Origin of the sequence: Falsiroseomonas sp. E2-1-a20, from assembly GCF_051433195.1 — a bacterium.
GTDB lineage: Bacteria > Pseudomonadota > Alphaproteobacteria > Acetobacterales > Acetobacteraceae > Falsiroseomonas.
Map to the genome: position 1 here is coordinate 111336 of NZ_JBHMFT010000009.1, position 22403 is coordinate 133738.

Below are 22403 nucleotides of genomic sequence, written 5' to 3' on the forward strand. Positions count from 1 at the left end.
GACTCGCAGATGAACGACGACCGCCGCATCGCCATCATCGGCGCCGGGCCGGTGGGGCTGGTGCTGGCGCTGAAGCTCGCGACGCTGGGCCTGCCGAGCCTGGTGCTGGAGGCCGGGGACGACATCTCGGAGGAACTGCGAGCCTCCACCTTCCACCCGCCCTCGCTCGACATGCTCGATGCGCTGGGTGTCGCCGCCCCGCTGATAGCCCAGGGTCTGGTCACGCCGCACTGGCAGATCCGGCGGCACGAGGATGGCGCGCGCGCGGTGTTCGACCTCGGCGTGCTGAAGGGCGACACGGCGCACCCCTACCGCCTGCAGGCGGAGCAGTGGAAGCTGTCCCGCCTCATCCTGGCGAAGCTGGCGGCCGAACACGCGGATACGGTGCAGATCCGCTTCGGCTGCCAGGTGGACACGGTGGTGCACGGGGCGGACCACGTGGCGCTGTCCGGCACCGGCTTCGAGCCCTTGGAGGCGCCCTACGCCATCGGCTGCGACGGCGCGCGCAGCATCATCCGCCGCGCCATGGGCCTGGATTTCACAGGCGACACCTATCCCGAGACCACCATCCTCGCCACCACCTCCTTCCCCTTCCACGAGGTGTTCGAGGGGCTGTCGAACGTCAACTACATCTGGACCCGGCACCCGGCCTTCTCCGGCACCTTCTCCCTGCTGCGGGTGCCGGGGCTTTGGCGCGCCTCGCTGCACACCGCGCCGGGCGAATCGGTGGACCAGGCGCTGGAGCCCGCGGCGATCGAGCGGAAGCTCCAGGCGATCCATCCCAAGGGCACGCCATACGAGGTGCCGGACCTGCGCCCCTACCGCATCCACCAGCGGATCGTGGAGACCTACCGCATCGGCCGCCTGCTGCTGGCCGGCGACGCCGCGCACCTGAACTCGCCCTCCGGCGGCATGGGCATGAATGGCGGCATCCACGACGCGGTGGAACTGGCCGAGACCCTGGCGCCGGTCTGGCGCGGGGAGGCGGAGGACGCGCTGCTCGACCGCTATACCCGCCGCAGGCAACCCATCGCCGCCCGGGAAATCATCGCCCAGGCCGACCGCAACCGCGCCCGGATGCGGGAGACGGACCCGGCCCGGCGGGCCGAATTGCTGGCGGAATTGCAGGCCACGGCGGGTGATCCGGCCCGGTGCCGGGAGCATCTGCTGCGGTCTTCGATGATCTCCGGGCTGCGCGCCGCCTCGCGGATCACGTGACCGCGCCAGCCCCTTCACCGATCTGACATAAATCTGTAAAAACCCCGCAACGCAGGCCGTCTAGAGCCCGCCGGCACCCAAACGGGAGAAGAGACCCATGTTCCGCCGCAGCATCATGGCGGGCGCCGTTGCGCTCGCGAGCCTGGCCGGGGCCCCGGCCCAGGCGCAGCAACCGACCGAGATCCAGTTCTGGCACGGCCTGTCGCAGCCGCTCGGCGGCCTGCTGGAGAACCTGGTCAAGGGCTTCAACGACAGCCAGACCCAGTACCGCGTGGTGCCGACCTTCCGCGGCAGCTACCCGGAGACGATGGTCGCCGCCATCGCCGCCTTCCGCGCGGGCCAGGCGCCGCACCTGGTGCAGATGTTCGAAGTCGGCACCGGCACCATGATCAATGCCGGCCGCGCCATCATCCCGACGCATGAGCTGCTGTCGCAGGCCGGCGTCAACATCAACTTCGACGACTTCCTGCCCGGCGTGCGCGGCTACTACGCCGCCGCCGATGGCCGCCAGATGGCGATGCCGTTCAACAGCAGCACGGCGATCGTCTACTACAACAAGGACGCCTTCCGCCGCGCCAACCTGAACCCCGACCAGTTCCCGACCACCTGGGAAGGCGTGGGCCAAGCACTGCAGGCGCTCAAGGCCTCCGGCCACGCCTGCCCGATGTCCACCGCCTGGCCGACCTGGCTGCACATCGAGCAGTTCAGCGCCATCCACAACATCCCGCTGGCGACGCAGGGCAACGGCTTCGGCGGCGCCAATGCCGAACTCCGCGTCAACAACCCGCTGATGCTGCGCCACCTGACCAACCTGGTGAACTGGCAGAAGGAAGGCCTGTTCCGCTGGGGCGGCCGCGACAATGCCGGCGAGCCGCTGTTCCCGGGTGGCGAATGCGCCATCATGATGACCTCCTCCGGCTTCCGCGCCCGCGTGCAGCGGGAGGCGCGCTTCGACTGGGGGGTTGCCATGCTGCCGACCTATGAGGGCACGCAGCCGGCCAACGCCATCATCGGCGGCGCCGCGCTCTGGGTGATGAACCGCGGCCCGAACACGCAGCGCAGCGCGGCCGAGCTGCGCGGCATCGCCGACTTCTTCGCCTACACGGCGCAGCCCGCGGTGGCCGGCAAGTGGCACATGGACACCGGCTACCTGCCGATCACCCGCAGCGGCTTCGAATCCGCCCGCGCCACCGGCTTCTACCAGCAGCCCGCGAATGTCGGCGCCGATGTGCCGATCGAGCAGATGCTGCGCGGTGCGTCCTCGGAGAACACGCGCGGCATCCGCCTCGGCGGCTTCGTCGAGATCCGCGTGATCATGCAGGAGGAAATGGAGAAGGCCTTCCAGGGCCAGCAGACCCCGGAACAGGCCCTCACCGCCATGACGACGCGCGGCAACGCCGTGCTGCGCAACTTCGAACGCGCCAACCGCGGCGGCTGAAACAAGCCCTCTCCCCCTGCTTCAGGGGGAGAGGGTTGGGTGAGGGGGTTGTGGGCCTTTGCGCAAGAAAGTCATCTTCAAGGGCACGCTGCTTCCCTGGCTGCTGCTGTTGCCGCAACTCCTGATCACCGGCGTCTTCTTCTTCTGGCCGGCCGGGCAGGCCATCTACGGATCCTTCCTGCGGGAGGACGCCTTCGGCCTGTCCAGCCAGTTCGTCGGCTTCGAGAATTTCTCCGACGTGCTGGCGGACCCGAACTACCTGGCGGCGGGGTGGAACACGGTGGTGTTCTCCTCCGCCGTCGCCATCCTGGCGCTGGGCGCGGCGCTGTACCTGGCGGTGCAGGCGGACAAGGCGATCCGCGGCGCCAACGGCTTCAAGACCCTGCTGATCTGGCCCTACGCCGTGGCACCGGCCATCGCCGCCGTGCTGTGGCTGTTCATGTTCCACCCGCAGATCGGCCTGTTCGGGCGCATGCTGAACGGAATGGGCATCCCGTGGGACTACAAGCTGAACGGCAACCAGGCGATGACGCTGGTGATCCTGGCGGCGGCCTGGAAGCAGGTGTCCTACAACTTCATCTTCTTCATGGCCGGCCTGCAATCCATCCCGAAGGCGGTGCTGGAGGCAGCGGCGATCGACGGCGCGCGCCCGATGCGCCGCTTCTGGACCATCATCTTCCCATTGCTGGCGCCGACCAGCTTCTTCCTGCTGGTGGTCAACATCGTCTACGCCTTCTTCGACACCTTCGGCATCATCCATGCGCTGACCGGCGGCGGCCCGGCGCAGGCGACGACCACGCTGATCTACAAGGTGTATGTCGACGGCGTGCAGAACCTGAACTTCGGCTCCTCCGCCGCGCAGAGCGTGATCCTGATGGCCATCGTCATCCTGCTGACCGCCGTGCAGTTCCGCTTCATCGAGCGGAAGGTGCACTACTGATGCTCGCGACCGCGCAAAAGCCCTCTCCCCTGAGGGGGGTCGGACGCATGCGTCCGACGGTGGGTGAGGGGGTCCGCGCCAAATCGCCGCTCCCCCGCCACCCGCAGGATGTCCGCCAACACCCCCTCCGGATTCCCCAACACCTCGTTGTTCCAGAACCGCAGCACCAGCCAGCCCTGCGCCTGCATCGCCGAATCCGGGACGGCGTCCCGCAGCGGCCCGTGCTGCCCACCGTCCACCTCGACCACAAGCATCGAAGCCACACACGCGAAGTCCGCGACATAAGGCGGCACCGGATGCTGGCGGCGAAACTTGAAGGCGATCGCCTGATTGCGCAGCAGGCGCCAGAGCGCCTGTTCGGCATCGGTGGAGCCTCGTCGCAGGCGGCGGGCAAGATCATGCAGGTTTGGCTGGGTCATCGGTGATGGAACCATTGCGCAACGACCTGACGCTCGGCAAGCCGGCACGGGCCCCCTCACCCAACCCTCTCCCCCCCAGGGGAGAGGGCTTGGACGAAGACGCGCTGGCCCGCGCCACCATCCGCCGCAACGCGCGCAACCGCTGGATCGCCTACGTCACGCTGAGCCTCGGCGTGCTGATCTTCGCCTTCCCGATCTGGCTCACCGTCGTGGGCTCCACGCATGACGTGAACACCATCGGCCGCGGCGACGTACCGCTGTGGTTCGGCGGGGAGGCCGTGGCGAACTACGTCTCCGCCTGGCTGACCGGCGGCGCCGCCACGCGCACCACGCGCTCCGTCCCCGCCTGGGTGATGCTGTGGAACAGCCTGAACATGGCGGTGCTGATCGCGGTCGGGAAGATCACGATCTCGCTTCTCTCGGCCTACGCCGTGGTGTTCTTCAGCTTCCCCGGCCGCATGATCGCCTTCTGGCTGATCTTCATCACATTGATGCTGCCCGTGGAGGTCCGCATCATCCCGACCTTCGAGGTCATGGTGAACCTCGGCCTGATCAACACCATGACCGGCCTGGTCGTGCCGCTGATCGCCTCCGCCACCGCGACGCTGCTGTTCCGGCAGTTCTTCCTGACCATCCCCGATGAATACGTCGAGGCCGCGAAGATCGATGGCGCCGGGCCGCTCCGCTTCTTCAAGGATGTCGTGCTGCCGCTGTCGGTGACGAACATCGCGGCGCTGTTCGTCATCCTGTTCATCTTCGGCTGGAACCAGTACCTCTGGCCGCTGCTGATCGTCTCCGACCGCGATCTGGAAACCGTCGTCGTCGGCATGACCAAGATGATCGGCACCGGCGACGCGCAGAACGAGTGGAACATCATCATGGCCACCGCCGTGCTGGCCATGCTGCCGCCGGTCGCGGTGGTCGTGTTCATGCAGCGCTGGTTCGTGAAGGGCCTGACGGAGACCGAGAAGTAATGGCCACGCTCACGCTCAACTCCGTCAAGAAGCAGTTCGCTGCGACCCAGGTGCTGCACGGCATCGACCTCGAGGTCGCGGATGGCGAGATGATCGTCGTCGTCGGCGCCTCCGGCTGCGGCAAATCCACCCTGCTGCGCATCGTGGCGGGGCTGGAGACCGCGACCTCCGGCCATGTGCGCATCGATGGCCGCGACGTCACCGCGCTGGAACCCGCCGACCGCGACATCGCCATGGTGTTCCAGAACTACGCGCTGTACCCGCACATGTCGGTCTTCGAGAACATGGCCTACGGCCTGAAGATCCGCGGCATGAAGACGGCCGAGATCCGCCGCCGGGTGGATGAGGCGGCGCAGATGCTGGAGATCGGCCCGCTGCTCGAGCGCAAGCCGCGCCAGCTCTCGGGCGGCCAGCGCCAGCGCGTCGCCATGGGCCGCGCCGTGGTGCGGGAGCCGAAGCTGTTCCTGTTCGACGAGCCGCTGTCGAACCTCGACGCCAAGCTGCGCGTGCAGATGCGCGCGGAAATCCGCCGCCTGCAGAAGCGCCTCGGCGTCACCTCCCTGTTCGTGACGCATGACCAGGTGGAGGCGATGACGCTCGGCGACCGCCTCGTCGTCATGCACCAGGGCCGCGCGGCGCAGGTCGCATCGCCGATGGAAGTCTGGGGGCGGCCCGCGGATACCTACGTCGCCAGCTTCATCGGCTCGCCCGCCATGAACTTCCTGGACGCGACCCTGGCGCAGGGCGGCACGGCCGCGGTGCTGAAGGCCGGCCCCACCATCACCTTCGCCGATGGCCCGCGCCCCGGTGCCGCCGGCACGCCCCTGATCCTCGGCATACGGCCGGAGCATATCGAGCCCGGCGACGGTGGCCTGACCCTCGCGGTGGACCTGGTGGAGCCGCTGGGCTCGGAGACGGTGATCCACGGCTCCCTGCCCGGCGGCGAGATCCTGACCGCGCGCCTGCCGATCCCGGCCAGCAACATCGGCGCCACCATGCCGGTCCGCCTGCCGGCGCAGGCCTTCCACGTCTTCGACGGCGCCGGCGGCCACCGCATCGATTCCGCCTGACGCGGAATTGCTCTACATCTTCCGCATGGAAGACGAGCCGCCGCCCGAGACGCCCGAACCCGTCAGCCCGAACGCCATCCGCGCCCGCGCCGATGCCCTGCGCGATGCGCGTCGCTGGCCGGAGGCGGAGGCGGCGTACCGCGAATACCTGGCGGAGCGCCCGCGTCACTGGCAGATCCACGTCCAGCTCGGCCACACCCGCAAGGAACAGGGCGACCCCGAAGGCGCGCTGCCGCATTACCGCCACGCCGCCGAACTCGCCCCCGACGACCCCGACCCGATGCTCCAGGCCGGCCACGTCCTGCGCAGCCTGGGCCGCGGCGGAGAGGCCTCGGTCGCGCTGGCCCGCGCGCTGTCGCTCGCGCCCGAAAGCGCGACGCTGCGCCATGTCGTGGCCCTGCTGCGCCACCGCACGCAGCCCCCGCCGGACGGCCCCATGCTGCCCGCCCCGCCGCGCCCGACCGGCGCGCCGACGCAGATCGCCTTCGATGTCACGGACCTGCTGGACTACCTGCGCGCCGCCCGCACCCCCACCGGCATCCAGCGCGTGCAGATGGGCATCCTCGGCGCCATCCTCGCCGCGCCGGGCCGCCCCGCGAACCTGATCCTGGTCGGCTTCGAGGGCTCCACCTGGCGCTGGTGGCATGTCGACGAGGCCGCCTTCCGCCGCGTGCTGGCGCTCGCCCGGATCGGCGGGCGGGAGGATGACCCGGCATGGCAGGAGGCCACCGCCGCGCTGGTCGCGCCCGACAGCCGGCCTGATGCGCCCTTCCTCGCCGGCTGCACCCTGGCCTCGCTCGGCAATGCCTGGGGCGTGCAGGAATATTTTCGAGGCCTGCGCATGCAGCGCGCGAAGACGCCGATGCGCTATATGGCCTTCGTGCATGACTGCGTGCCGCTGGCCATGCCGGAACACTGCCTGGACCTGACGGTGCGGCTCTATGCCCGCTGGTTCGCCGCGCTGTCCCTGCATGCCGATGGCATCCTGGCCAATTCCCGCGCCACCATCGCCGACTATGCACGATTTGCCGCACCGCTCGCGAAGCCCGCTCCAGCCGGACTCGTTCGGCTGGCCGCGGAGGCCGGTGGCTCACCGGTTGCCGCCGCCGCGGCCGCCGATGCGCTGTCGGCGCCGCGCCCCGGCGAGCCCTTCGTGCTGTTCGTCGCCACGCTGGAATCCCGGAAGAACCACCTGATGGTGTTCCAGGCCTGGCTGGCGCTGATCCGCCGCCGTGGTTCCGCCAACGTGCCGCGCCTGGTCTGCGTCGGCCGCCCCGGCTGGCGCGCCGACGCGGCGCTGGCGCTGCTGGAAGGCTCGCCCGACCTCCGCCGCAAGGTCACCGTGCAATCCGGCGTCTCCGACCTGGCGCTGGCTGGCCTCTACGCGCGCTGCCTGTTCACCGTCTACAACTCCTTCCACGAAGGCTGGGGCCTGCCGGTCAGCGAGAGCCTGGCGGCCGGCAAGCTCGCCGTGGTGCCGGCGCATTCCGGCCTTCTGGAATCGGGCGCGCCCGGCGCGGTGTTCTTCGCCCCCCAGGACGAGCCCGACCTGGTCGAGAAGCTCGACGCCCTGCTGTCCGACCCGGCGCATCGCGCGGCGCTCGAATCCCGCATCGACCGCGCCGCCGCCCGCCGCGACTGGCCGGATGCGGCGCGGGAGGTGATGGCCGCCCTCACCGCCCCCACGGCGGAACCCCCCGCACCCGGCCACCTGCCACTCGGCCGGCACCTGCCGATGGGCTGGCGCGGCGATGGTGTGCCCTCCCCCGCCATGGCCTGGGCGGAACGGGTGCGGGAGGGGCTGGCCTGGTGGTGGCAGGAGGAGTGGGGCGTCTGGATGCGCGACGGCGTCGCCACCCTCGCCCTGCCCTGCGAGGTGCCGGCCGGCACGCCGATGCGCGTGGTGCTGGAACTGCGCGGCCCGCCGCGCGCCCTGCCCCTGCGACTGCGCGCCCGCGGCGCACGCGCCGAGGCCTGGCGGGGCCTGACGCTGGACGCCGGCGAGGTCGTGCGCTGCGTGTTGCAGGCCGAGGCCGGCCCCGGCGGCCTTGCCGTGGATTTCGACTGCGGCGACGGCGTTCCGCTGGGCGACCGCTTCAAGCGCGTGGTCGGCGCTGGCCTGGTGGGCGTGATGCTGTGCCGGGAGGATGACCTCGCCGCGCGGCTCGGTGCCCTGGAACGCGCCGAGGCCTGAGCGCCCGGCGTAAACCGGCAACGCCCGGCGCAACTTCCTGAATGCTGGGGCGATGCGGTGCCGGCGCACTTCGCCTATTCTTCGCAACGAATCGGCAGGGTTGCGCGGCGCAAAGCCTGCGGCCGAGTCCTGCTTCGGCGAAAGGCCCTGTTCCATCACCCGCGACCGGACGGCCCCCGCAGACCCGCAGACCGCCGAAGGACGCGGCCGGGCTGTGCTGCTCGGCGGCGTGCTGGTCTCCGCGCTGGCCTGGACCGGCGCGGCCTGGTTCGCCACCCAACGGCACGATGCCGCGGAGCGCGAGGCGCTCGCCACGGCGATGCGGGCCTCGATGGCCGCGCAGCGCCTGGCCGGCGCGCCGGTCGAGGCAGCCATGGCCATCCTGTCCGAGGTCCAGGCGCCCACCGGTGGCCGGGACCGGGGCCTGGAGGTGGCACTCGCCGGACGGCTGGGGCGTGACGGGCTGCAATTCGCGGCGATCACGGATGCGACCGGAATCGTCCTTTGGTCGAGCCACCCCTCGCTGCGGGGTCGTTCGCTCGCCGAACGCCCGGCCTTCACGCAGCACCAGGCCTGCCGTGGCGAGATGCTGCTGACGCCGGCGCTGCTCGACCTGCCCGGCGGTCCCCGCAGCCTGCTGCTCAGCCGGCCGCTGGCGGGTGCACAGGGCAGGTTCGCGGGCATCGCCGTGGTGGCGCTCGACCCGCGGCGGCTGGACCTCGCCCTGTCGGATGCGGCGCTGCTGCCCGGTCTGCGGTTGGCCCTGCTGCGACCGGATGGCACGCCCCTGGCCCAGAGCGGTGGTCCAGGCCGCGCCGCGCCAGCTGCCTGGCCGCAACCACCGCGTTCCGGCCCCCCCGTGCTGCACCCCGCCGGCGACGGGCTGCCGGCCCTGGCCCTGGCCACCGCGCCGCTGGCGCAGGACCTGCTGGTGGTCGCCGCCTACGACCCGGACCTGCTGCTGCGACCCGCGACCGAAGCAGGATGGCTCGGCTTCCTCTCCGCTTTCCTGCTGAGCGTCGCCGCACTCGGCGTGCCGCTCGGCCGGCGCCTGCCCCTGCCAGGCGCCCAGCCGGCGGAGGAATTGCTGCCGGCGGTGGGCTATCGCGGCCTGCTGCAGCCCGATGGCGGCCTGCGCCTGACCCGGATCGGCGCGGGCATCGAGCGCCTGACCGGCTGGTCCGTGGAAGCCGCGCTGCGGCCCGGCTGGCGGCAACGCGGCATGGACGCCGGCAGCCAGCCGGTCGGGCCGGAGCTGGAGGAACGGCTGCGGCGCGAGGCGACCGCCGCCACCGAATACCGCTTCCGCCGCGCCGACGGCGCCTGGATGTGGCTGCGCGAGACCCTGCGCGTCCTCCACCGCCGCCCGGAGGGGATCGAGGTCTCGGGCGCGCTGGAGGATATCTCGGCGGAGCGCGAGCTGGCGCTGCAGGCCGCGACCTCGGCCAAGTTCGCGACGCTGGGCGAGATGGCGGCCGGCCTGGCGCATGAATTGAACCAGCCCATCGCCATCATGTCCCTGGCCGCGGAAAACGCGGCGGAGGCGCTGGAGGCCGGCGAGGACGGGGTGGAGGAGGCGCTGGTCCGCCTGCGCCGCATCATGGCCCAGGCCGACCGCGCCAAGGCGATCGTGACCCAGCTCCGCGCCTTCTCCCGCGTCGATGTCGCGGCGCTGGAGCCGGTGGATCTCGGCGCCGCGGTGCAGGGCATGATGGTGCTGGCCGGCCAGGCGCTGCGCGATGCCGGCATCCAGGTCCAGCTCCGCCTGCCGGACGTGCTGCCGCCGGTGATCGGCCAGATCATCCTGGTGGAACAGGTGCTGCTGAACCTGGTGCTCAACGCCCGCGACGCGCTGCTGGAGCGTCCGGCGGACCGCCGCCGCCTGCGGATCGAGGCGGAGGCCGGCACCCGCGACGCGCCGGAGACCGTGACGATACGGGTGCTGGATTCCGGGCCGGGCCTGACCTCGGACACGCTCGAGAAGCTGTTCGAGCCGTTCTACACGACCAAGCCACCCGGTCTCGGCACCGGCCTCGGGCTGTCGATCTCCCGCACCATCATGCGCGGGCTCGGCGGGCACATCCTGGCGGCGAACGCGCCGGATGGCAGCGACATGGGCGCGGAGTTCACCCTGGTATTCCGCCGCGCCGCCCTTCCGGCGACGGAACGCTCCGCGGTGGACCCGGCCCGGCAGCTGGCCGACGCACCCTCCCCGCGCTGGCCGGCCGCGACCTGATCAGGCGGCGCAGAGCCGCCCGAGCATGGAAATCAGCTCGCCCGGGTCATAGGGCTTGGCCAGCACCATCGCCTTCTGGTGGCCCGGCGGCAGGCCGGAGGCGCCGTAGCCCGTCGCGATGACGTAGGGGATGCCGCGCGCGGCCAGCAGGTCCGCAACCGGGGTCGAGGTCTCGCCGGCCAGGTTCAGGTCGAGCACCACCGCATCCGGCCTTTCCCGGTCGAGCAGGCTCAGCGCCTCCTCCACCGTCGCGGCAGGGCCCAGCACCTCGAAGCCGGCATCGAGGAGCGCGTCCTCGACCAGCATGGCGACAAGCGCCTCGTCCTCGACGACGAGCACTTTCCTGATGACTGCCGACATCCTCAACTCCATCCGACATCGCCACTGTAAACTGAACGCGAGATGCTACGCCGCGTTCCACCATGCACGCAGCGCCAATTTACGCCAGCGGCAACTCCGTGCGGTATCGGCTCACGATTGCGCGTGCACAAGTATTTTTGTCGTTCGCCCCGCAAGGGACGCCGCCGCCATCCAGGCCCGTGCCTGGCGCGGCCCCCGCGCGGTCCGCACGCGGATCCACCGCAGCCGGTAGGCGGCGCCCTCATAGGCCATCAGGCGGCGCATCGGGGCGCCACGCAGGCGCAGCAGCACGCCCTCCGTCCGGCAGCCCCGCGCCCGCACCAAGGTCGGGAAGGCCGTGCCACGCAGCCCGACGCGGCGCCAACCCGGCAGCACCGCAGGGACCGCCAGCCGCATCAGCCCGCGTCGCCCGGACTGCCTTGCGAGGACCAGCGGGTCCAGCAGGCTGCCATAGACGAAGACAGGCAGCCCCGCCGGGTCAGTGCCCCGCGTTGGCACCCGAGAAATCCGGCACCGGCAGCCCGGAGGCCTGCAACTGGCGGGAGATGGCCGCCTTCAGCCGCTCCAGCCCCGCCTCGCTGGAGGCTTCCGCGCGCGCCACCAGCACCGCCTGGGTGTTCGACGCCCGCAGCAGCCACCAGCCATCCTCGGTCAGCACGCGCACGCCATCGACGTCCTGCACCTTGGCGCCTTCGCCCGCGAGACGCTGCTTCACCTCCGCCACCACGCCGAACTTGCGCGTGTCCGGGCAATCGAAGCGCAGTTCCGGGGTGTTGATGACCTGCGGCAGCGCCGCGCGCGCTTCCGACAGCGTACCGGACATGCGCGCCACGATGCCGAGAAGCCGCACGGCGGCGTAGGGCGCGTCATCGAAGCCGTACCATTTGTCGGCGAAGAAGATGTGGCCCGACATCTCCCCGGCCAGCGGGCTTTTCGTCTCGGCCATCTTGGACTTGATCAGGCTGTGCCCGGTCTTCCACATCAGCGGCGTGCCGCCGGCCTTGGCGACCTCGTCGAACAGCACCTGGCTGGCCTTGACGTCGGCGATGATGGTTCCGCCGGGGTGCGACTTCAGCACGTCGCGCGCCAGGATCACCAGAAGCTGGTCGCCGAACAGGATGTGGCCCTCATTGTCCACCACGCCGATGCGGTCCGCGTCGCCGTCGAAGGCGATGCCGAGGTCGGCACCGTTCTTGGCGACCTCGGCGATCATCTCCTCCAGGTTCTTGGCGACGGTCGGGTCGGGGTGGTGCGCCGGGAAGGTGCCGTCGATGCTGCCGTTGATGATGTAGTGGGTGCCCGGAAGCTGGGCCATCAGCAGCTTGGTGATCTCGGCGCCCGAGCCGTTGCCCGGATCCCACACCACCTTCAGCGCCCGCTCGCCGCCGTCCCAATCCTGCATCATCCGCGCGACATACCGCTCGGACAGGTCCACCTGCTCGTCGGTGCCGACGAGGTTGGGCACCACGTCGCCCTCCGCCGCCATGCGCCCGATCTCCTGGATCTGCGCGCCGAAGAACGGCTTGCCGCCGAGCATCATCTTGAAGCCGTTGTAGTCCGGCGGGTTGTGGCTGCCCGTCACCATCACCGCGCCATCGGCCTCCAGCGCGTAGGAGGCGAAGTACAGCATCGGAGTCGGCCCGCAGCCGACCCGCGCCACCGCCAGCCCGCAGGCCCGGAGCCCGGCCACCAGCTGCGCCTCCAGCTCCGGCGAGGACAGCCGTCCATCATAGCCCACCGCGACCTTGGTGCCGCCGGCGCGGGAGACCAGGCTGCCGAAGCAGCGGCCGATGGCGAAGGCATCCTCGGGGCTGAGGGTCTGCCCGACGACGCCCCGGATGTCGTATTCCCGCAACGAGGTCGGGTCGAAATGGTGGTTGAAGGCGGTCATGTCGTCTCCGGCAAGACAAAGCCCTCTCCCCCCGAGGGGGAGAGGGTTGGGTGAGGGGGACTGTGCAAGGTCGGGCGCATCGCGCCCTGAACGCTACTGCGTGTATTTCTTCAGGATGGCCTGCATGGCGGGCGCCATGTCCGGCCGGGACAGCGCGAAGGCCACCTGCGCCTCCAGGTAGCCGGCCTTGTCGCCGCAGTCGAAGCGGCGGCCCTCATACCGAACGCCGTGGAACGGCTGGGTTCCGATCAGCTTGGCCATGCTGTCCGTCAACTGGATCTCGTTGCCGGCGCCCTTCTCCTGGCTCGCCAGGAAGCCCATCACCTCCGGCATCAGCACGTAGCGGCCGATGACGGTCAGGTTGGACGGGGCCTTGTCGGCCGGCGGCTTCTCCACCAGGCCCTTCACCTCGACCAGGTTGCCGCTGCTGGTGCCGGGGTCGATGACGCCGTAGCTGCTGACGCGCGCCATCGGCACTTCCTCGATCGCCACCACGTTGCCGCCGGTCTGGTTGTAGGCGTCGACCAGCTGCTTCGTGCAGGACACGTCGCACAGCATCAGGTCGTCCGGCAGCAGGATGGCGAAGGGCTCGTCGCCGACGAAGGCCCGTGCGCACCAGATCGCGTGGCCGAGGCCGAGCGGCACCTGCTGGCGGGTGGATACGACGGAGCCCGGCGGCAGCGCCTGGGCGTGCAGCATCGCCAGTTCCTTGGCCTTGTTGCGCTCGACCAGGGTGCGCTCCAGCTCGTAGGCGACGTCGAACTGGTCCACCAGCATGGTCTTGCCGCGGCCGGTGACGAAGCAGAACTGCTCGATCCCCGCCTCGCGGGCTTCCTCCACCGCGTACTGGATCAGCGGCTTGTCGACGACGGGCAGCATTTCCTTCGCCATCTGCTTGGTGGCAGGCAGGAAGCGCGTGCCGAGGCCGGCAACGGGGAGGACGGCCTTGCGGAGCGGTTTGCGCACGGCTGGGATTTTCCCTGGAAGGTTATATCCCAGGGATGCCACGCCCGGCGAAGGGCGTCCACCGTCAGGGAATCAGCACGTCCCGCGCCTCGTTCAGCCGGGAGGCGAGCCAGTCCGAACCGCCCTGGTCGGGATGGGCACTGCGCATCAGCCGGCGATGCGCGGCACGAATCTCCTCCAGGCTCGCCCCATCCGTCAGGCCGAGCACGGCCAGCGCCTCCGCCCGGCTCATGGGGCCACCCGGCGTCGGGCCACCGGGCGGCGGCGCCTGCTGGCGCCACTCCGGATGGCTGCGATCGAGCCAGGCCTCCAGCAGCGTCGCACCCTCCGGGTCCAGCGACGCCAGTTCCGCCATCAGCGCCAGCAAATCCGGCAGGTCGAGGTCGGCGAGGTCGGCACCGGCGTAGCGCCCGGCCTTCACATGCCCGGTCATCCGGCCACTGTCATGGTCCAGCCCCATCGCCAAATGCGCGGTTTCCACATCCGAGGCCTGGCCGGCGCTGGCCGCACCTCCTCTGGCAAAGGTGCCGGCGGCGCGGCGTGCCTGGATGATGCGCCAGGCGGCTGGGCCGAACAGCGCCAGCGCCCAGAAGGCCTGCCCGGCCCGCCCGCTCGCCAGCAGCGCCACCACCAGCACCGCGCCGAGCCCGCCGGCGAACCAGGTGAGCGCGCGCTTCACCTGCGCCGGGCTCGCCTCCGCGAACAGCTTCCCGAGGCCGATCAGCGCCACCAGAACCAATGCCCCGAGGGCAAGCCAGACCATGCGTCAGGCGCCCCGCGGCGCGGGAAGCTGGCCGGCGATGCCGCGCGCCACGGTGCCCGGCAGCCGCGCCAGCGCCGGTCGGCCACCGGCCGCAAAGACCGCAACGGCGCGCAGCAGGTCGCGCAGCGCGGTGGCGCTGGAGGAATCGAACGGCGCCCAGGCGCCGCCGGACAGCTTGGCCACCTGGCGCAGCGCGTTGCGGGCGATGGGGTTGTCGCCTTCCTGGAAGCAGAACACCGGCAGCCCGCGCAGGCCGAGCTGACCCGCGACATGGCAGACCAAATCCACATCCTCCTCGAAGGCGTCGCCGACCAGGATCATGGCGTTCACCCGCTGCCGCTGCGTCTCCGCCAGCGCATGCTTCAGGGTGCGCCCGATCTGCGTCTGGCCGCCGAGGCAGGTGACGCCCGCCATGCGGCGCGCCAGGTCCTCGGCATTGGTCAGGAAGGGCGTCGCGGCGAATTCCTGGAAGCCGCGGTAGTAGGCGAGGCTCACCGCCAGCCCGCCGATGTCGCGCACCGCCAGGAACATCTCGGCCTGCAGGTGGCAGGCCCGGTCCCAGCTCGGCTGCCGGCTGGCGGTCGCGTCCATGGCGAAGATCAGGCGTCCCACGGTGCCGCGCGCGGGCACTGCCGCGGGCATCGCCGCGACCTTGTTCAGGAAGGCTGCGACGGCGGCGGAACCGGGTTTGTCGGGCAGGTTGGTCATGGCTGCCATGTGGCCCCGGCGGCGCCGTGTCGCTAGGGCGCGCCCAGTCGGATACGCGCGGTCAAGGGCAGGTGGTCCGAGGCACGGCGGGCCAGGGGCGTGTCATGCACCGCGAGCTCCGACACCAGGCCCGCCGGATGGCCGAGAATACGGTCCAGCGACAGGGTCGGTCGCAGCGCCGGGAAGGTCGGGGCCGCCGGTGGCACGCCGAAGCCTCGTGCCAGCACCGCCAGCGCCGCGCCCTCCACGCGGATCTCGTTCAGGTCGCCCAGGACCAGCACCGGCAGCAGCGGCAGTGCCAGCGCCGCCGCCAGCAGCCGCCGCGCCTGTTCCCGCCGCCGCGCCGCGCCCAGGCTGAAATGCGTGCCGATCACCCGGAACGGCCCCTCGCCCATGTCGAGTTCCACCAGGATGGCGCCGCGCGGCTGCGCCCCGCCCAGCCGCAGCCCGACCGGCCCGCGCCGCAGCATCGCGTCGCGCCGCACCAGCAGCAGGTTGCCGCGATACCCCTGCTGGTCCGGCGCGACGCGCAGCGGAACCAGGCCCAGCCGGTCGGCCAGCGCCGCCTCGTCCAGCATCGGGGTTCCGGGCCGCAGCCAGGACTGCGCTTCCTGCAACGCGATCAGATCCGGCCGGATCTCCGCCAGTACGTCCAGGATCCGCCCTGGCCGAGGCCAGCCGGCGGCGCCGCGGGTGCCGTGGATGTTCCAGGTCGCGACCCGCATCGGGCGGTTCAATGCGCCACGGCGGGGTTGGCGCGGCGCGCGCGTCGCAGCAGCAGCGGCCCGGCCCAGGCGGCACCCAGGGCGACGCCGGCGGCCGTCAGCACGATGTCCGACGCCGTGTCCCACGGTCCACCGATCAGCCCCGTGGCCCATTCGAACACCTCCCACGCCACCGCCAGCGCCAGGCCGAAGCCGAGGCCCAGCCAGGCGCGGCGGCGCATCCCGCGATCGCGGCCATCATCCTCCAGCAACCCGGCGAGCACCGCGCCGGCCAGCACCCCATTCACCAGGTGCACCATCTCGTCATAAAGGTTGGCGCCGTAGAACCAGCCCAGGCCGTAGCCGGGGCAGGTCACCAGCGTGGCCAGGACCGGCGCGGCATCCAGCACGCGCGGCAGCCGCCGCAGCCGCCAGGGCAGTCGCGCCATGCGTTCCCGTGGCGGCAGGATCAGCCCGAGGCAGCCGACCAGCGCCGCCAGGGTGCCCCAGGCAGCACCACGCCGGTCGATGCACCAGAAGAAAACGGCGCAGGCGAGCAGCGCCGCCAGGCTCACCCAGGCGGCCGGCGAGTGCCGACGCAGATCGTCTTTCGTCAGCAACCCCACGCGCCGCACTCCCCGGTTCGGAGAGGCCAACGCGCGAGGCACGCCCCGGTCGCCGGATCACACCGCCGGCAGCATCCCGTTCGCCTGTGCCGCGGCCAGCGCCGTCATGTTGACGATGCCGCGCGCGGTCACGCTCGGCACCAGCACATGGATGGGCCGGGCCATGCCGAGCAGCATGGGCCCGACCTGCAACCCCTCCCCCGCCGCCTTCAGCAGGTTGAAGCTGATGTTGGCGGCGTCCAGCGTCGGCATCACCAGCAGGTTCGCGGCATCGGTCAGCGCGCTGTCCGCCACCGCGCGGGCGCGGATCGCCGGCGCCAGCGCGGCATCCGCGTGCATCTCGCCATCCACCTCGAAATCCGGCGAGGCCTGGCGCAGCAGCCGCAACGCCTCCCGCATCTTGCGGGCGGAGGGCGCGCCGGAAGCGCCGAAGCTGGAATGCGACAGCAGAGCCGCTTTCGGGATGATGCCGAAGGCGCGGATCTGCTCCGCCGCCAGCAGCGTCATGTCCACCAGCTGCGCCGCCGTCGGGTCCACCGTCAGGTGGGTATCGACGAAGAACAGGTGGCCATTCGGCACGATCAGCGCGGACAGCGCATAGACCCGCGCCACCTCCGGACGCTTGCCGATGACGTCGAAGGCGTGGTGCCAGTGGCTCATCCAGTCGCCGGTGCCGCCGCAGAGGCAGGCATCCACCTGACCGGTCTCCAGCAGCAGCGCCGCCGCCACGGTGGGCCGGTTGCCGACGCGCCGCGCGGCCGCATCCGGCGGCACGCCGCGGCGGCCCACCCGCTGCTGGTACAGCTCCACCAGCGGGCCGAACACCGCCGCATCGGCCTGCGGGTCCAGCACGCGGACCGATTCGGAAAAATCCATCCGCAGGCCCATGCCGGCGGCCTTGGCGGAGATCACATCGCGGCGGCCGATCAGGATGGGCTCGGCGAGCCCTTCGTCCAGCACGGTCTGCACCGCGCGCAGCGTGCGTTCATCCTCGCCCTCGGCATAGACCACGCGGGCCGGCCGCTTGCGCGCCGCCTCGAAGACCGGGCGCATGAGATTGCCGGAGCGGAAGACGAAGCGCTCCAGCTCCTGCCGGTACTTCGCCATGTCGGCGATGGGGCGGCGGGCGACTCCCGATTCCATCGCGGCCTTCGCCACGGCTGGCGCGATCTCCAGGATCAGCCGGGGGTCGAAGGGCTTGGGGATGATGTAGTCCGGCCCGAAGGTCGGCGCCGCGCCGCCATAGGCCGCGGCCACCACCTCGGACGCCTCCATCCGCGCCAGCGCCGCGATGGCATCGGCGGCGGCGACCTTCATCTCCTCGTTGATCGTGGTGGCGCCGGCATCCAGCGCGCCGCGGAAGATGAAGGGAAAGCAGAGAACGTTGTTGACCTGGTTCGGGTAGTCCGTCCGCCCGGTCGCGACGATCGCATCCGGCCGCACGGCGCGCACGGCTTCCGGCAGGATCTCGGGCTCGGGGTTGGCCAGCGCCAGCACCAGCGGCCGCGGCGCCAGCATCGGCAGCCATTCCGCCTTCAGGATGCGCGGCGCCGACAGGCCGAGGAACACATCCGCCCCCGGCAGCACCTGTTCCAGCGTCCGCGCCTCCGTCTCCTGCGCATAGGCCGCCTTGAACGGGTCGGTGTTCGGGCGGCCCTTCCAGACCACGCCGTCGATGTCGCAGATGGTGACCTTGGCACGGTCCAGGCCCATCGCCACCAGCAGGTCGAGGCAGGCGATCGCCGCCGCGCCGCCGCCGGTGTTCACCACCCGCACCTCGGACAGCCTCTTGCCCTGCAGCAGCAGCCCGTTGCGCACGGCAGCGGCGACGATGATGGCGGTGCCGTGCTGGTCGTCGTGGAACACCGGGATGTTCATGCGCGCCCGCAGCGCCCGCTCGATCTCGAAGCACTCGGGGGCCTTGATGTCCTCGAGGTTGATGGCGCCGAAGCTCGGCTCCAGCGAAGCCACCGCCTCGATGAACTTTTCCGGGTCGCGCTGCTCGATCTCCAGGTCGATGGAATCGATGCCGGCGAATTTCTTGAAGAGGACGGCCTTGCCCTCCATCACCGGCTTGGAGGCCAGGGCGCCGATGGCCCCGAGGCCGAGCACCGCGGTGCCGTTGGTGATGACGGCGACCAGGTTGCCGCGCGCGGTGTAGTCCCAGGCCGCATCCGGGTCCTTGGCGATTACCTCGCAGGCCGCGGCGACACCGGGCGAGTAGGCCAGGCCCAGGTCGCGCTGCGTCGCCATGCGCTTGGTCGGCTCGACGCTGAGCTTCCCGGGCCGCGGCAGCCGGTGGTAGTCGAGCGCGGCCTTGCGGAAATCATCGTCCATGGCGGGGCAGCATCCTCAGCTTCGTCGCGGGCAGCCATTCGTCCGACGTATCGGCGGGGTGCGCAACAGCCAAGGTACAGGACGGCGGGGGGATGGTGCGGTCGAGAAGATTCGAACTTCCACAGGGTTGCCCCTACCAGCACCTCAAGCTGGCGCGTCTACCATTCCGCCACGACCGCATATCGGGTAGGACGCGCCTATAGCCGATGACAGCGCACCCGACAACGCCCCTTCCCGCGTCCCTCAACTGGTCCATCGAGCCGGGCCGCCTGCCCTACGGGGCGGCGCTGGAGGCGATGGCCGCGCGCGTCGCCGCGATCCGCAACGGCACGGCGGAGGAAGCGGTCTGGCTGGTGGAGCATGAGCCCACCTACACCGCCGGCACCTCCGCCCGGCCGGAGGATCTGCTGGAAACCCGCTTTCCCGCCGTCGCCGCCGGACGCGGCGGGCAATGGACCTATCACGGCCCCGGCCAGCGCACCGGCTACGTCATGCTGGACCTGACGCGGGACCACGGCACGGTCCGCGCCCGCGACGTGCGGGACTATGTCCGTGGCCTGGAGGAATGGCTGATCCGGGCGCTGGACCGCTTCAACATCCGCGGCGAACGGCGCGAGGGCCGCATCGGCATATGGGTGGCGGATCGCGCCCGGGGGACGGAGGAAAAGATCGGCGCCATCGGCGTCCGCGTCACCCGCTGGGTGTCCTGGCACGGCGTGGCGCTGAACGTGGACCCGGACCTGTCCCACTTCGCCGGCATCGTGCCCTGCGGCATCCCCGACCATGGCGTCACCAGCCTGCACCGGCTGGGCGTGCTGGCGACGATGGAGGAGGCCGATTCGGCGCTGATGGCAGCCTGGCACGAGGTGTTCGGCTAGAGCATTTTCAAGTCAGGCGGATACGCCTGACGGCTCGGAAAATGCGCCAAATCAACAGCTAGGGCCGCCGCTTCGCGGGCACGACGCGGTAGACGACCACGCCCACCGCCCAGGCGAGCCAGGCCACCGCCGGCCAGGCCAGCAGCATCAGCGCCGCGCCGATCCGATCCAGGGCTCCGTCGGATGACGGCGCCAGGAAGGCCGGGTCCGCGACGCTCGTCAGGCCATGCCGGGCGATGGCGGCCTGCGCCGCCTCCGGGCGCGGGGTGGCGCGGGCGGCCTGGGTCAGGCGCGCCGGCATCTGGCTGCCGCAGGGCACCACCAAATCCGCCCTGGCCTGCTCGCAGACCAGCCAGGCCGCCACGGGCTGGCCCCGCTGCCAATCGGCCGGCACCAGCGGCACGGCGAAGGCGGAAAGCTCCACCGGCGGCCCGGCACTGCGCGCGATGCTGCTGCGCGCCTCCCCCACCAGGTCCATCCGCGCCACCGATTCGGGAAAGGTCAGGCGAGAAGCCTCGGGGTGCTGCGGTGCCGACGCCACCGACTCCAGCGCGACCGGCGCCGCGACCTGGTAGCGCAGCCAGATCTGCGACTCCGCCGCCGCCGCGACGAAGGCGAACAGGCCGAACAGGCCGATTGCGAACAGGGCGCCTGAGCGCAGGCGGATCGCCAGCGCCACGCCGGCCGTAAACGTCGCCATGCCGCCCAGCGCCACGGCCGCCGGAAACGGCAGCAACGCCACCAGCGGTGGCGCGACCAGCGCCACGGCCACGGCCAAGCCAAGCCCGACCAGCAGCAGCCGTTGCAGGGAAAGCGGCGCGGTCACGGGCCGTCCTCCTCGATGTCCCAGCCGAGGTCGAGGTAGCGGCGCAGGATCGCCTCATGGCGATCCTCCGCGTGCTGTTCCAGCACCTCGTCCTCGCCATCCAGCACTTCCGTGCCGGCCTCGGTGGTGACGATGACGATGGTCGCCATCTCACCCTTTATCAGAACGGTCTCGCGCATCCGCGAGACCTATTCCATTACCGGCCGCGGATGAAGGCCGGCGCGCTGCCGCCATCGCGGAAATCGCCTTCGCGCCAGTTGCGATCCTTCTGCCCCGCCGCGGCGGCAACGGCCGGACGACGCGCCGGCTGGTCCCCACTCCGCGGCGGAGCCGCTGAAGCACCACGCGGCGCCGGGGCGGAATTCCCGCGCGGAGCCCCCTGCCCGCCGCGGCCACCGCCGCCACCGTTGCGCCCACGAGACGGGCTGTTGCGGCCGCGATTGCCGCCGGCCGGCTTCACCGCATCCGGACGCCCGGCGGTACGGTGCATCGGCACCGTCACATCCTGGCGCTCGTCGCTCGCGGGGATGGAGATGCGGATCAGCTTCTCCACCGCCCACAGCTTCTCCCGCTCATCCGGCGCGCACATCGCAATCGCGATGCCGGAGGCGCCGGCGCGCGCGGTGCGGCCGATGCGGTGGACATAGGCCTCGGGGGTGTCCGGCATGTCGTGCTGGATCACATGCGTCACGCCATCCACGTCGATGCCGCGGGCGGCGATGTCGGTGGCGACCAGCACCGGGGCGCGGTTCGACTTGAAGTCGGCGAGCGCGCGTTCCCGCTGGCCCTGCGACTTGTTGCCATGGATGGCGTTGGCGGCGATGCCGTCGGCCTCCAGGTTCTTCACCACGCGGTCGGCGCCGTGCTTGGTGCGGGTGAAGATCAGCGCGCGGCCGACGCCCTCGCCCTTCAGCAGCTCGGCCAGCTTGCCGCGCTTGCGGCCCTGCTCGATGACGACAAGCTTCTGCGTCACGCGTTCCGCCGTGGTGGCGACGGGCGCCACCTCGATGCGGATCGGATCCTTCAGGATCTCGGCGGACAGCTTGGCCACTTCCGCCGGCATCGTCGCCGAGAAGAACATGGTGTGCCGCTTGGCCGGCAGCTTCGGCAGGATGCGGCGGATCGCGGGCCAGAAGCCCTTGTCCAGCATCTGATCGGCCTCATCGAGCACCAGCGCATTCACCATGTCGAGGCGCGCGGAGCCCTCATCCATGTGGTCCTGCAGCCGCCCTGGCGTCGCCACCAGGATGTCGATGCCGTTCGCCAGCGCGCGGCGCTGCGGGCCATGCGGCACGCCGCCGAAGATGACGGAGACGGACAGGCCGAGGTGGCGGCCATAGGCCTTCAGGCTGTCGGCGATCTGGCTGGCCAGCTCGCGCGTCGGCGACAGGATCAGCGCGCGGCAGCCGCCACGCGGCGGGCGGCCCTTCGATTCGGCCAGCAGGTGCAGCAGCGGCAGGCCGAAGGCGGCGGTCTTGCCGGTGCCGGTCTGCGCGATGCCGAGGATGTCGCGGCCGGTCAGCGCATGCGGGATCGCATCGCGCTGGATCGGCGTGGGGGTGGTGTAGCCTTCTTCCTGAAGCGCCCGGAGGATGTTCGGGGAAAGGCCGAGTTCACTGAAGCTCATGGAAAATTCGAATCCGGTCATGCCGCCCTGCTGACAAGCGGACGGAGGGGTGGCGGTGGGCCAACCCGCGTGCCGGGGCCGGTCCGATGTTGTCCGCTAAGCCGCGCCGTTCTCAGGCAGGGGCAGCGCCCCGGTCCGGGCCTCCAGGCGCACCATCCCTCGTGGGACAGCGCCGGGCCCGCTCACGCGGCCGGGGCGCGGCGGGCAAACACCCGCCGACGGGCGAAC

General features: G+C 71.2%; 21 protein-coding genes and 1 tRNA gene. 8 read left to right on the forward strand and 14 right to left on the reverse strand.

All coding sequences use genetic code 11. The annotated features are described in order from the left end of the window. Window positions 1–9: 9 nt before the first annotated feature. The 3 genes from ACFHPP_RS13265 (at window position 10) to ugpA (ending at window position 3596) form a co-directional block, all read left to right on the forward strand. Window positions 10–1218, forward strand: a complete 1209-nt coding sequence (locus tag ACFHPP_RS13265) for an FAD-dependent oxidoreductase (RefSeq protein WP_437163727.1) — start codon at window positions 10–12, stop codon at window positions 1216–1218. Between the two features lie 97 nt (window positions 1219–1315). Then, window positions 1316–2656, forward strand: a complete 1341-nt coding sequence (gene ugpB / locus ACFHPP_RS13270) for a sn-glycerol-3-phosphate ABC transporter substrate-binding protein UgpB (protein WP_437163728.1) — start codon at window positions 1316–1318, stop codon at window positions 2654–2656. Window positions 2657–2714: 58 nt separating this feature from the next. Next, window positions 2715–3596, forward strand: a complete 882-nt coding sequence (gene ugpA, locus ACFHPP_RS13275) for a sn-glycerol-3-phosphate ABC transporter permease UgpA (protein WP_437163729.1) — start codon at window positions 2715–2717, stop codon at window positions 3594–3596. Here ugpA and ACFHPP_RS13280 read toward each other — a convergent pair. Then, window positions 3590–4015, reverse strand: a complete 426-nt coding sequence (locus tag ACFHPP_RS13280) for an endonuclease domain-containing protein (protein ID WP_437163730.1) — start codon at window positions 4013–4015, stop codon at window positions 3590–3592. The two genes, ugpA and ACFHPP_RS13280, sit on opposite strands and share 7 nt — an antisense overlap. 89 nt (window positions 4016–4104) lie before the next feature. On the opposite strand from ACFHPP_RS13280, the gene ugpE reads away from it, so the two are divergent. The 4 genes from ugpE to ACFHPP_RS13300 all read left to right on the forward strand — a co-directional run bounded on the left by ugpE (window position 4105) and on the right by ACFHPP_RS13300 (window position 10489). Then, entirely contained in the window at window positions 4105–4989 is an 885-nt protein-coding gene (ugpE, locus tag ACFHPP_RS13285) for a sn-glycerol-3-phosphate ABC transporter permease UgpE (protein ID WP_437163731.1), read from the forward strand. Then, the gene (ugpC, locus tag ACFHPP_RS13290; protein ID WP_437163732.1) at window positions 4989–6059 is read left to right on the forward strand and encodes a sn-glycerol-3-phosphate ABC transporter ATP-binding protein UgpC; all 1071 of its coding nucleotides are present in this window, start codon (window positions 4989–4991) and stop codon (window positions 6057–6059) included. Before ugpE ends, ugpC begins: the two co-directional genes overlap by 1 nt. Before the next feature lie 7 nt (window positions 6060–6066). Beyond that, window positions 6067–8253, forward strand: coding sequence for a glycosyltransferase (locus tag ACFHPP_RS13295; RefSeq protein WP_437163733.1), 2187 nt, complete (start codon window positions 6067–6069; stop codon window positions 8251–8253). 214 nt (window positions 8254–8467) lie between these two features. After that, a complete protein-coding gene (locus ACFHPP_RS13300) occupies window positions 8468–10489 on the forward strand; it encodes an ATP-binding protein (RefSeq protein WP_437163734.1) in 2022 nt (673 codons plus the stop codon). Here the strand turns inward: ACFHPP_RS13300 and ACFHPP_RS13305 are convergent, their stop codons facing one another. The 10 genes from ACFHPP_RS13305 to ACFHPP_RS13350 all read right to left on the reverse strand — a co-directional run bounded on the left by ACFHPP_RS13305 (window position 10490) and on the right by ACFHPP_RS13350 (window position 19023). Next, a complete protein-coding gene (locus ACFHPP_RS13305; protein ID WP_437163735.1) occupies window positions 10490–10849 on the reverse strand; it encodes a response regulator in 360 nt (119 codons plus the stop codon). It abuts the gene before it with no gap. A gap of 111 nt (window positions 10850–10960) precedes the next feature. Then, a complete protein-coding gene (locus ACFHPP_RS13310; protein WP_437163736.1) occupies window positions 10961–11347 on the reverse strand; it encodes a gamma-glutamylcyclotransferase family protein in 387 nt (128 codons plus the stop codon). Next, window positions 11328–12740 (reverse strand): phosphoglucomutase/phosphomannomutase PgmG, encoded by a 1413-nt coding sequence (pgmG, locus tag ACFHPP_RS13315; protein WP_437163737.1) that lies wholly within the window; start codon window positions 12738–12740, stop codon window positions 11328–11330. The genes ACFHPP_RS13310 and pgmG overlap by 20 nt, the downstream gene beginning before the upstream one ends. Before the next feature lie 93 nt (window positions 12741–12833). Beyond that, window positions 12834–13706, reverse strand: a complete 873-nt coding sequence (locus tag ACFHPP_RS13320; RefSeq protein WP_437163738.1) for a UTP--glucose-1-phosphate uridylyltransferase — start codon at window positions 13704–13706, stop codon at window positions 12834–12836. 64 nt (window positions 13707–13770) lie between these two features. Then, the gene (locus ACFHPP_RS13325; protein ID WP_437163739.1) at window positions 13771–14469 is read right to left on the reverse strand and encodes a hypothetical protein; all 699 of its coding nucleotides are present in this window, start codon (window positions 14467–14469) and stop codon (window positions 13771–13773) included. Window positions 14470–14472: 3 nt separating this feature from the next. Next, window positions 14473–15177, reverse strand: a complete 705-nt coding sequence (locus ACFHPP_RS13330; RefSeq protein WP_437163740.1) for a VWA domain-containing protein — start codon at window positions 15175–15177, stop codon at window positions 14473–14475. Between the two features lie 32 nt (window positions 15178–15209). Then, window positions 15210–15902: an endonuclease/exonuclease/phosphatase family protein gene (locus tag ACFHPP_RS13335; RefSeq protein ID WP_437163741.1), complete on the reverse strand. Its 693-nt coding sequence runs from the start codon at window positions 15900–15902 to the stop codon at window positions 15210–15212. An 8-nt stretch (window positions 15903–15910) separates the two neighbouring features. Continuing rightward, window positions 15911–16507, reverse strand: coding sequence for a hypothetical protein (locus ACFHPP_RS13340; protein ID WP_437163742.1), 597 nt, complete (start codon window positions 16505–16507; stop codon window positions 15911–15913). Window positions 16508–16564: 57 nt separating this feature from the next. Further along, window positions 16565–18844: an NADP-dependent malic enzyme gene (locus tag ACFHPP_RS13345; protein ID WP_437163743.1), complete on the reverse strand. Its 2280-nt coding sequence runs from the start codon at window positions 18842–18844 to the stop codon at window positions 16565–16567. Window positions 18845–18937: 93 nt separating this feature from the next. Further along, window positions 18938–19023: transfer RNA gene (locus ACFHPP_RS13350), tRNA-Leu, on the reverse strand. Between the two features lie 27 nt (window positions 19024–19050). Between ACFHPP_RS13350 and lipB the strand changes: the two genes are divergently transcribed. Then, on the forward strand, window positions 19051–19722 hold the full coding sequence (lipB, locus tag ACFHPP_RS13355; protein WP_437163744.1) for a lipoyl(octanoyl) transferase LipB: 672 nt from the start codon (window positions 19051–19053) through the stop codon (window positions 19720–19722). 58 nt (window positions 19723–19780) lie between these two features. Here the strand turns inward: lipB and ACFHPP_RS13360 are convergent, their stop codons facing one another. Genes ACFHPP_RS13360 through ACFHPP_RS13370 form a run of 3 tightly spaced genes read right to left on the reverse strand, consistent with a single transcriptional unit; the run spans window position 19781 to window position 22196 of the window. Next, a complete protein-coding gene (locus ACFHPP_RS13360; protein ID WP_437163745.1) occupies window positions 19781–20548 on the reverse strand; it encodes a hypothetical protein in 768 nt (255 codons plus the stop codon). Beyond that, window positions 20545–20727 (reverse strand): hypothetical protein, encoded by a 183-nt coding sequence (locus ACFHPP_RS13365; RefSeq protein ID WP_437163746.1) that lies wholly within the window; start codon window positions 20725–20727, stop codon window positions 20545–20547. Before ACFHPP_RS13365 ends, ACFHPP_RS13360 begins: the two co-directional genes overlap by 4 nt. Window positions 20728–20744: 17 nt before the next feature. After that, on the reverse strand, window positions 20745–22196 hold the full coding sequence (locus ACFHPP_RS13370) for a DEAD/DEAH box helicase (RefSeq protein ID WP_437163747.1): 1452 nt from the start codon (window positions 22194–22196) through the stop codon (window positions 20745–20747). Between the last annotated feature and the right edge of the window lie 207 nt (window positions 22197–22403).

Excerpts from the sequence above, each read along its gene's own strand:
- pgmG (WP_437163737.1), bottom strand. The coding sequence starts at position 12,740 with ATGACCGCCTTCAACCACCATTTCGACCCGACCTCGTTGCGGGAATAC.
- ACFHPP_RS13365 (WP_437163746.1), bottom strand. The coding sequence starts at position 20,727 with ATGCGCGAGACCGTTCTGATAAAGGGTGAGATGGCGACCATCGTCATC.
- ACFHPP_RS13345 (WP_437163743.1), bottom strand. The coding sequence starts at position 18,844 with ATGGACGATGATTTCCGCAAGGCCGCGCTCGACTACCACCGGCTGCCG.
- ACFHPP_RS13265 (WP_437163727.1), top strand. The coding sequence starts at position 10 with ATGAACGACGACCGCCGCATCGCCATCATCGGCGCCGGGCCGGTGGGG.
- ugpC (WP_437163732.1), top strand. The coding sequence starts at position 4,989 with ATGGCCACGCTCACGCTCAACTCCGTCAAGAAGCAGTTCGCTGCGACC.
- ACFHPP_RS13280 (WP_437163730.1), bottom strand. The coding sequence starts at position 4,015 with ATGACCCAGCCAAACCTGCATGATCTTGCCCGCCGCCTGCGACGAGGC.
- ACFHPP_RS13330 (WP_437163740.1), bottom strand. The coding sequence starts at position 15,177 with ATGACCAACCTGCCCGACAAACCCGGTTCCGCCGCCGTCGCAGCCTTC.
- ugpB (WP_437163728.1), top strand. The coding sequence starts at position 1,316 with ATGTTCCGCCGCAGCATCATGGCGGGCGCCGTTGCGCTCGCGAGCCTG.
- ACFHPP_RS13325 (WP_437163739.1), bottom strand. The coding sequence starts at position 14,469 with ATGGTCTGGCTTGCCCTCGGGGCATTGGTTCTGGTGGCGCTGATCGGC.
- ACFHPP_RS13305 (WP_437163735.1), bottom strand. The coding sequence starts at position 10,849 with ATGTCGGCAGTCATCAGGAAAGTGCTCGTCGTCGAGGACGAGGCGCTT.
- ACFHPP_RS13335 (WP_437163741.1), bottom strand. The coding sequence starts at position 15,902 with ATGCGGGTCGCGACCTGGAACATCCACGGCACCCGCGGCGCCGCCGGC.
- ACFHPP_RS13370 (WP_437163747.1), bottom strand. The coding sequence starts at position 22,196 with ATGACCGGATTCGAATTTTCCATGAGCTTCAGTGAACTCGGCCTTTCC.
- lipB (WP_437163744.1), top strand. The coding sequence starts at position 19,051 with ATGACAGCGCACCCGACAACGCCCCTTCCCGCGTCCCTCAACTGGTCC.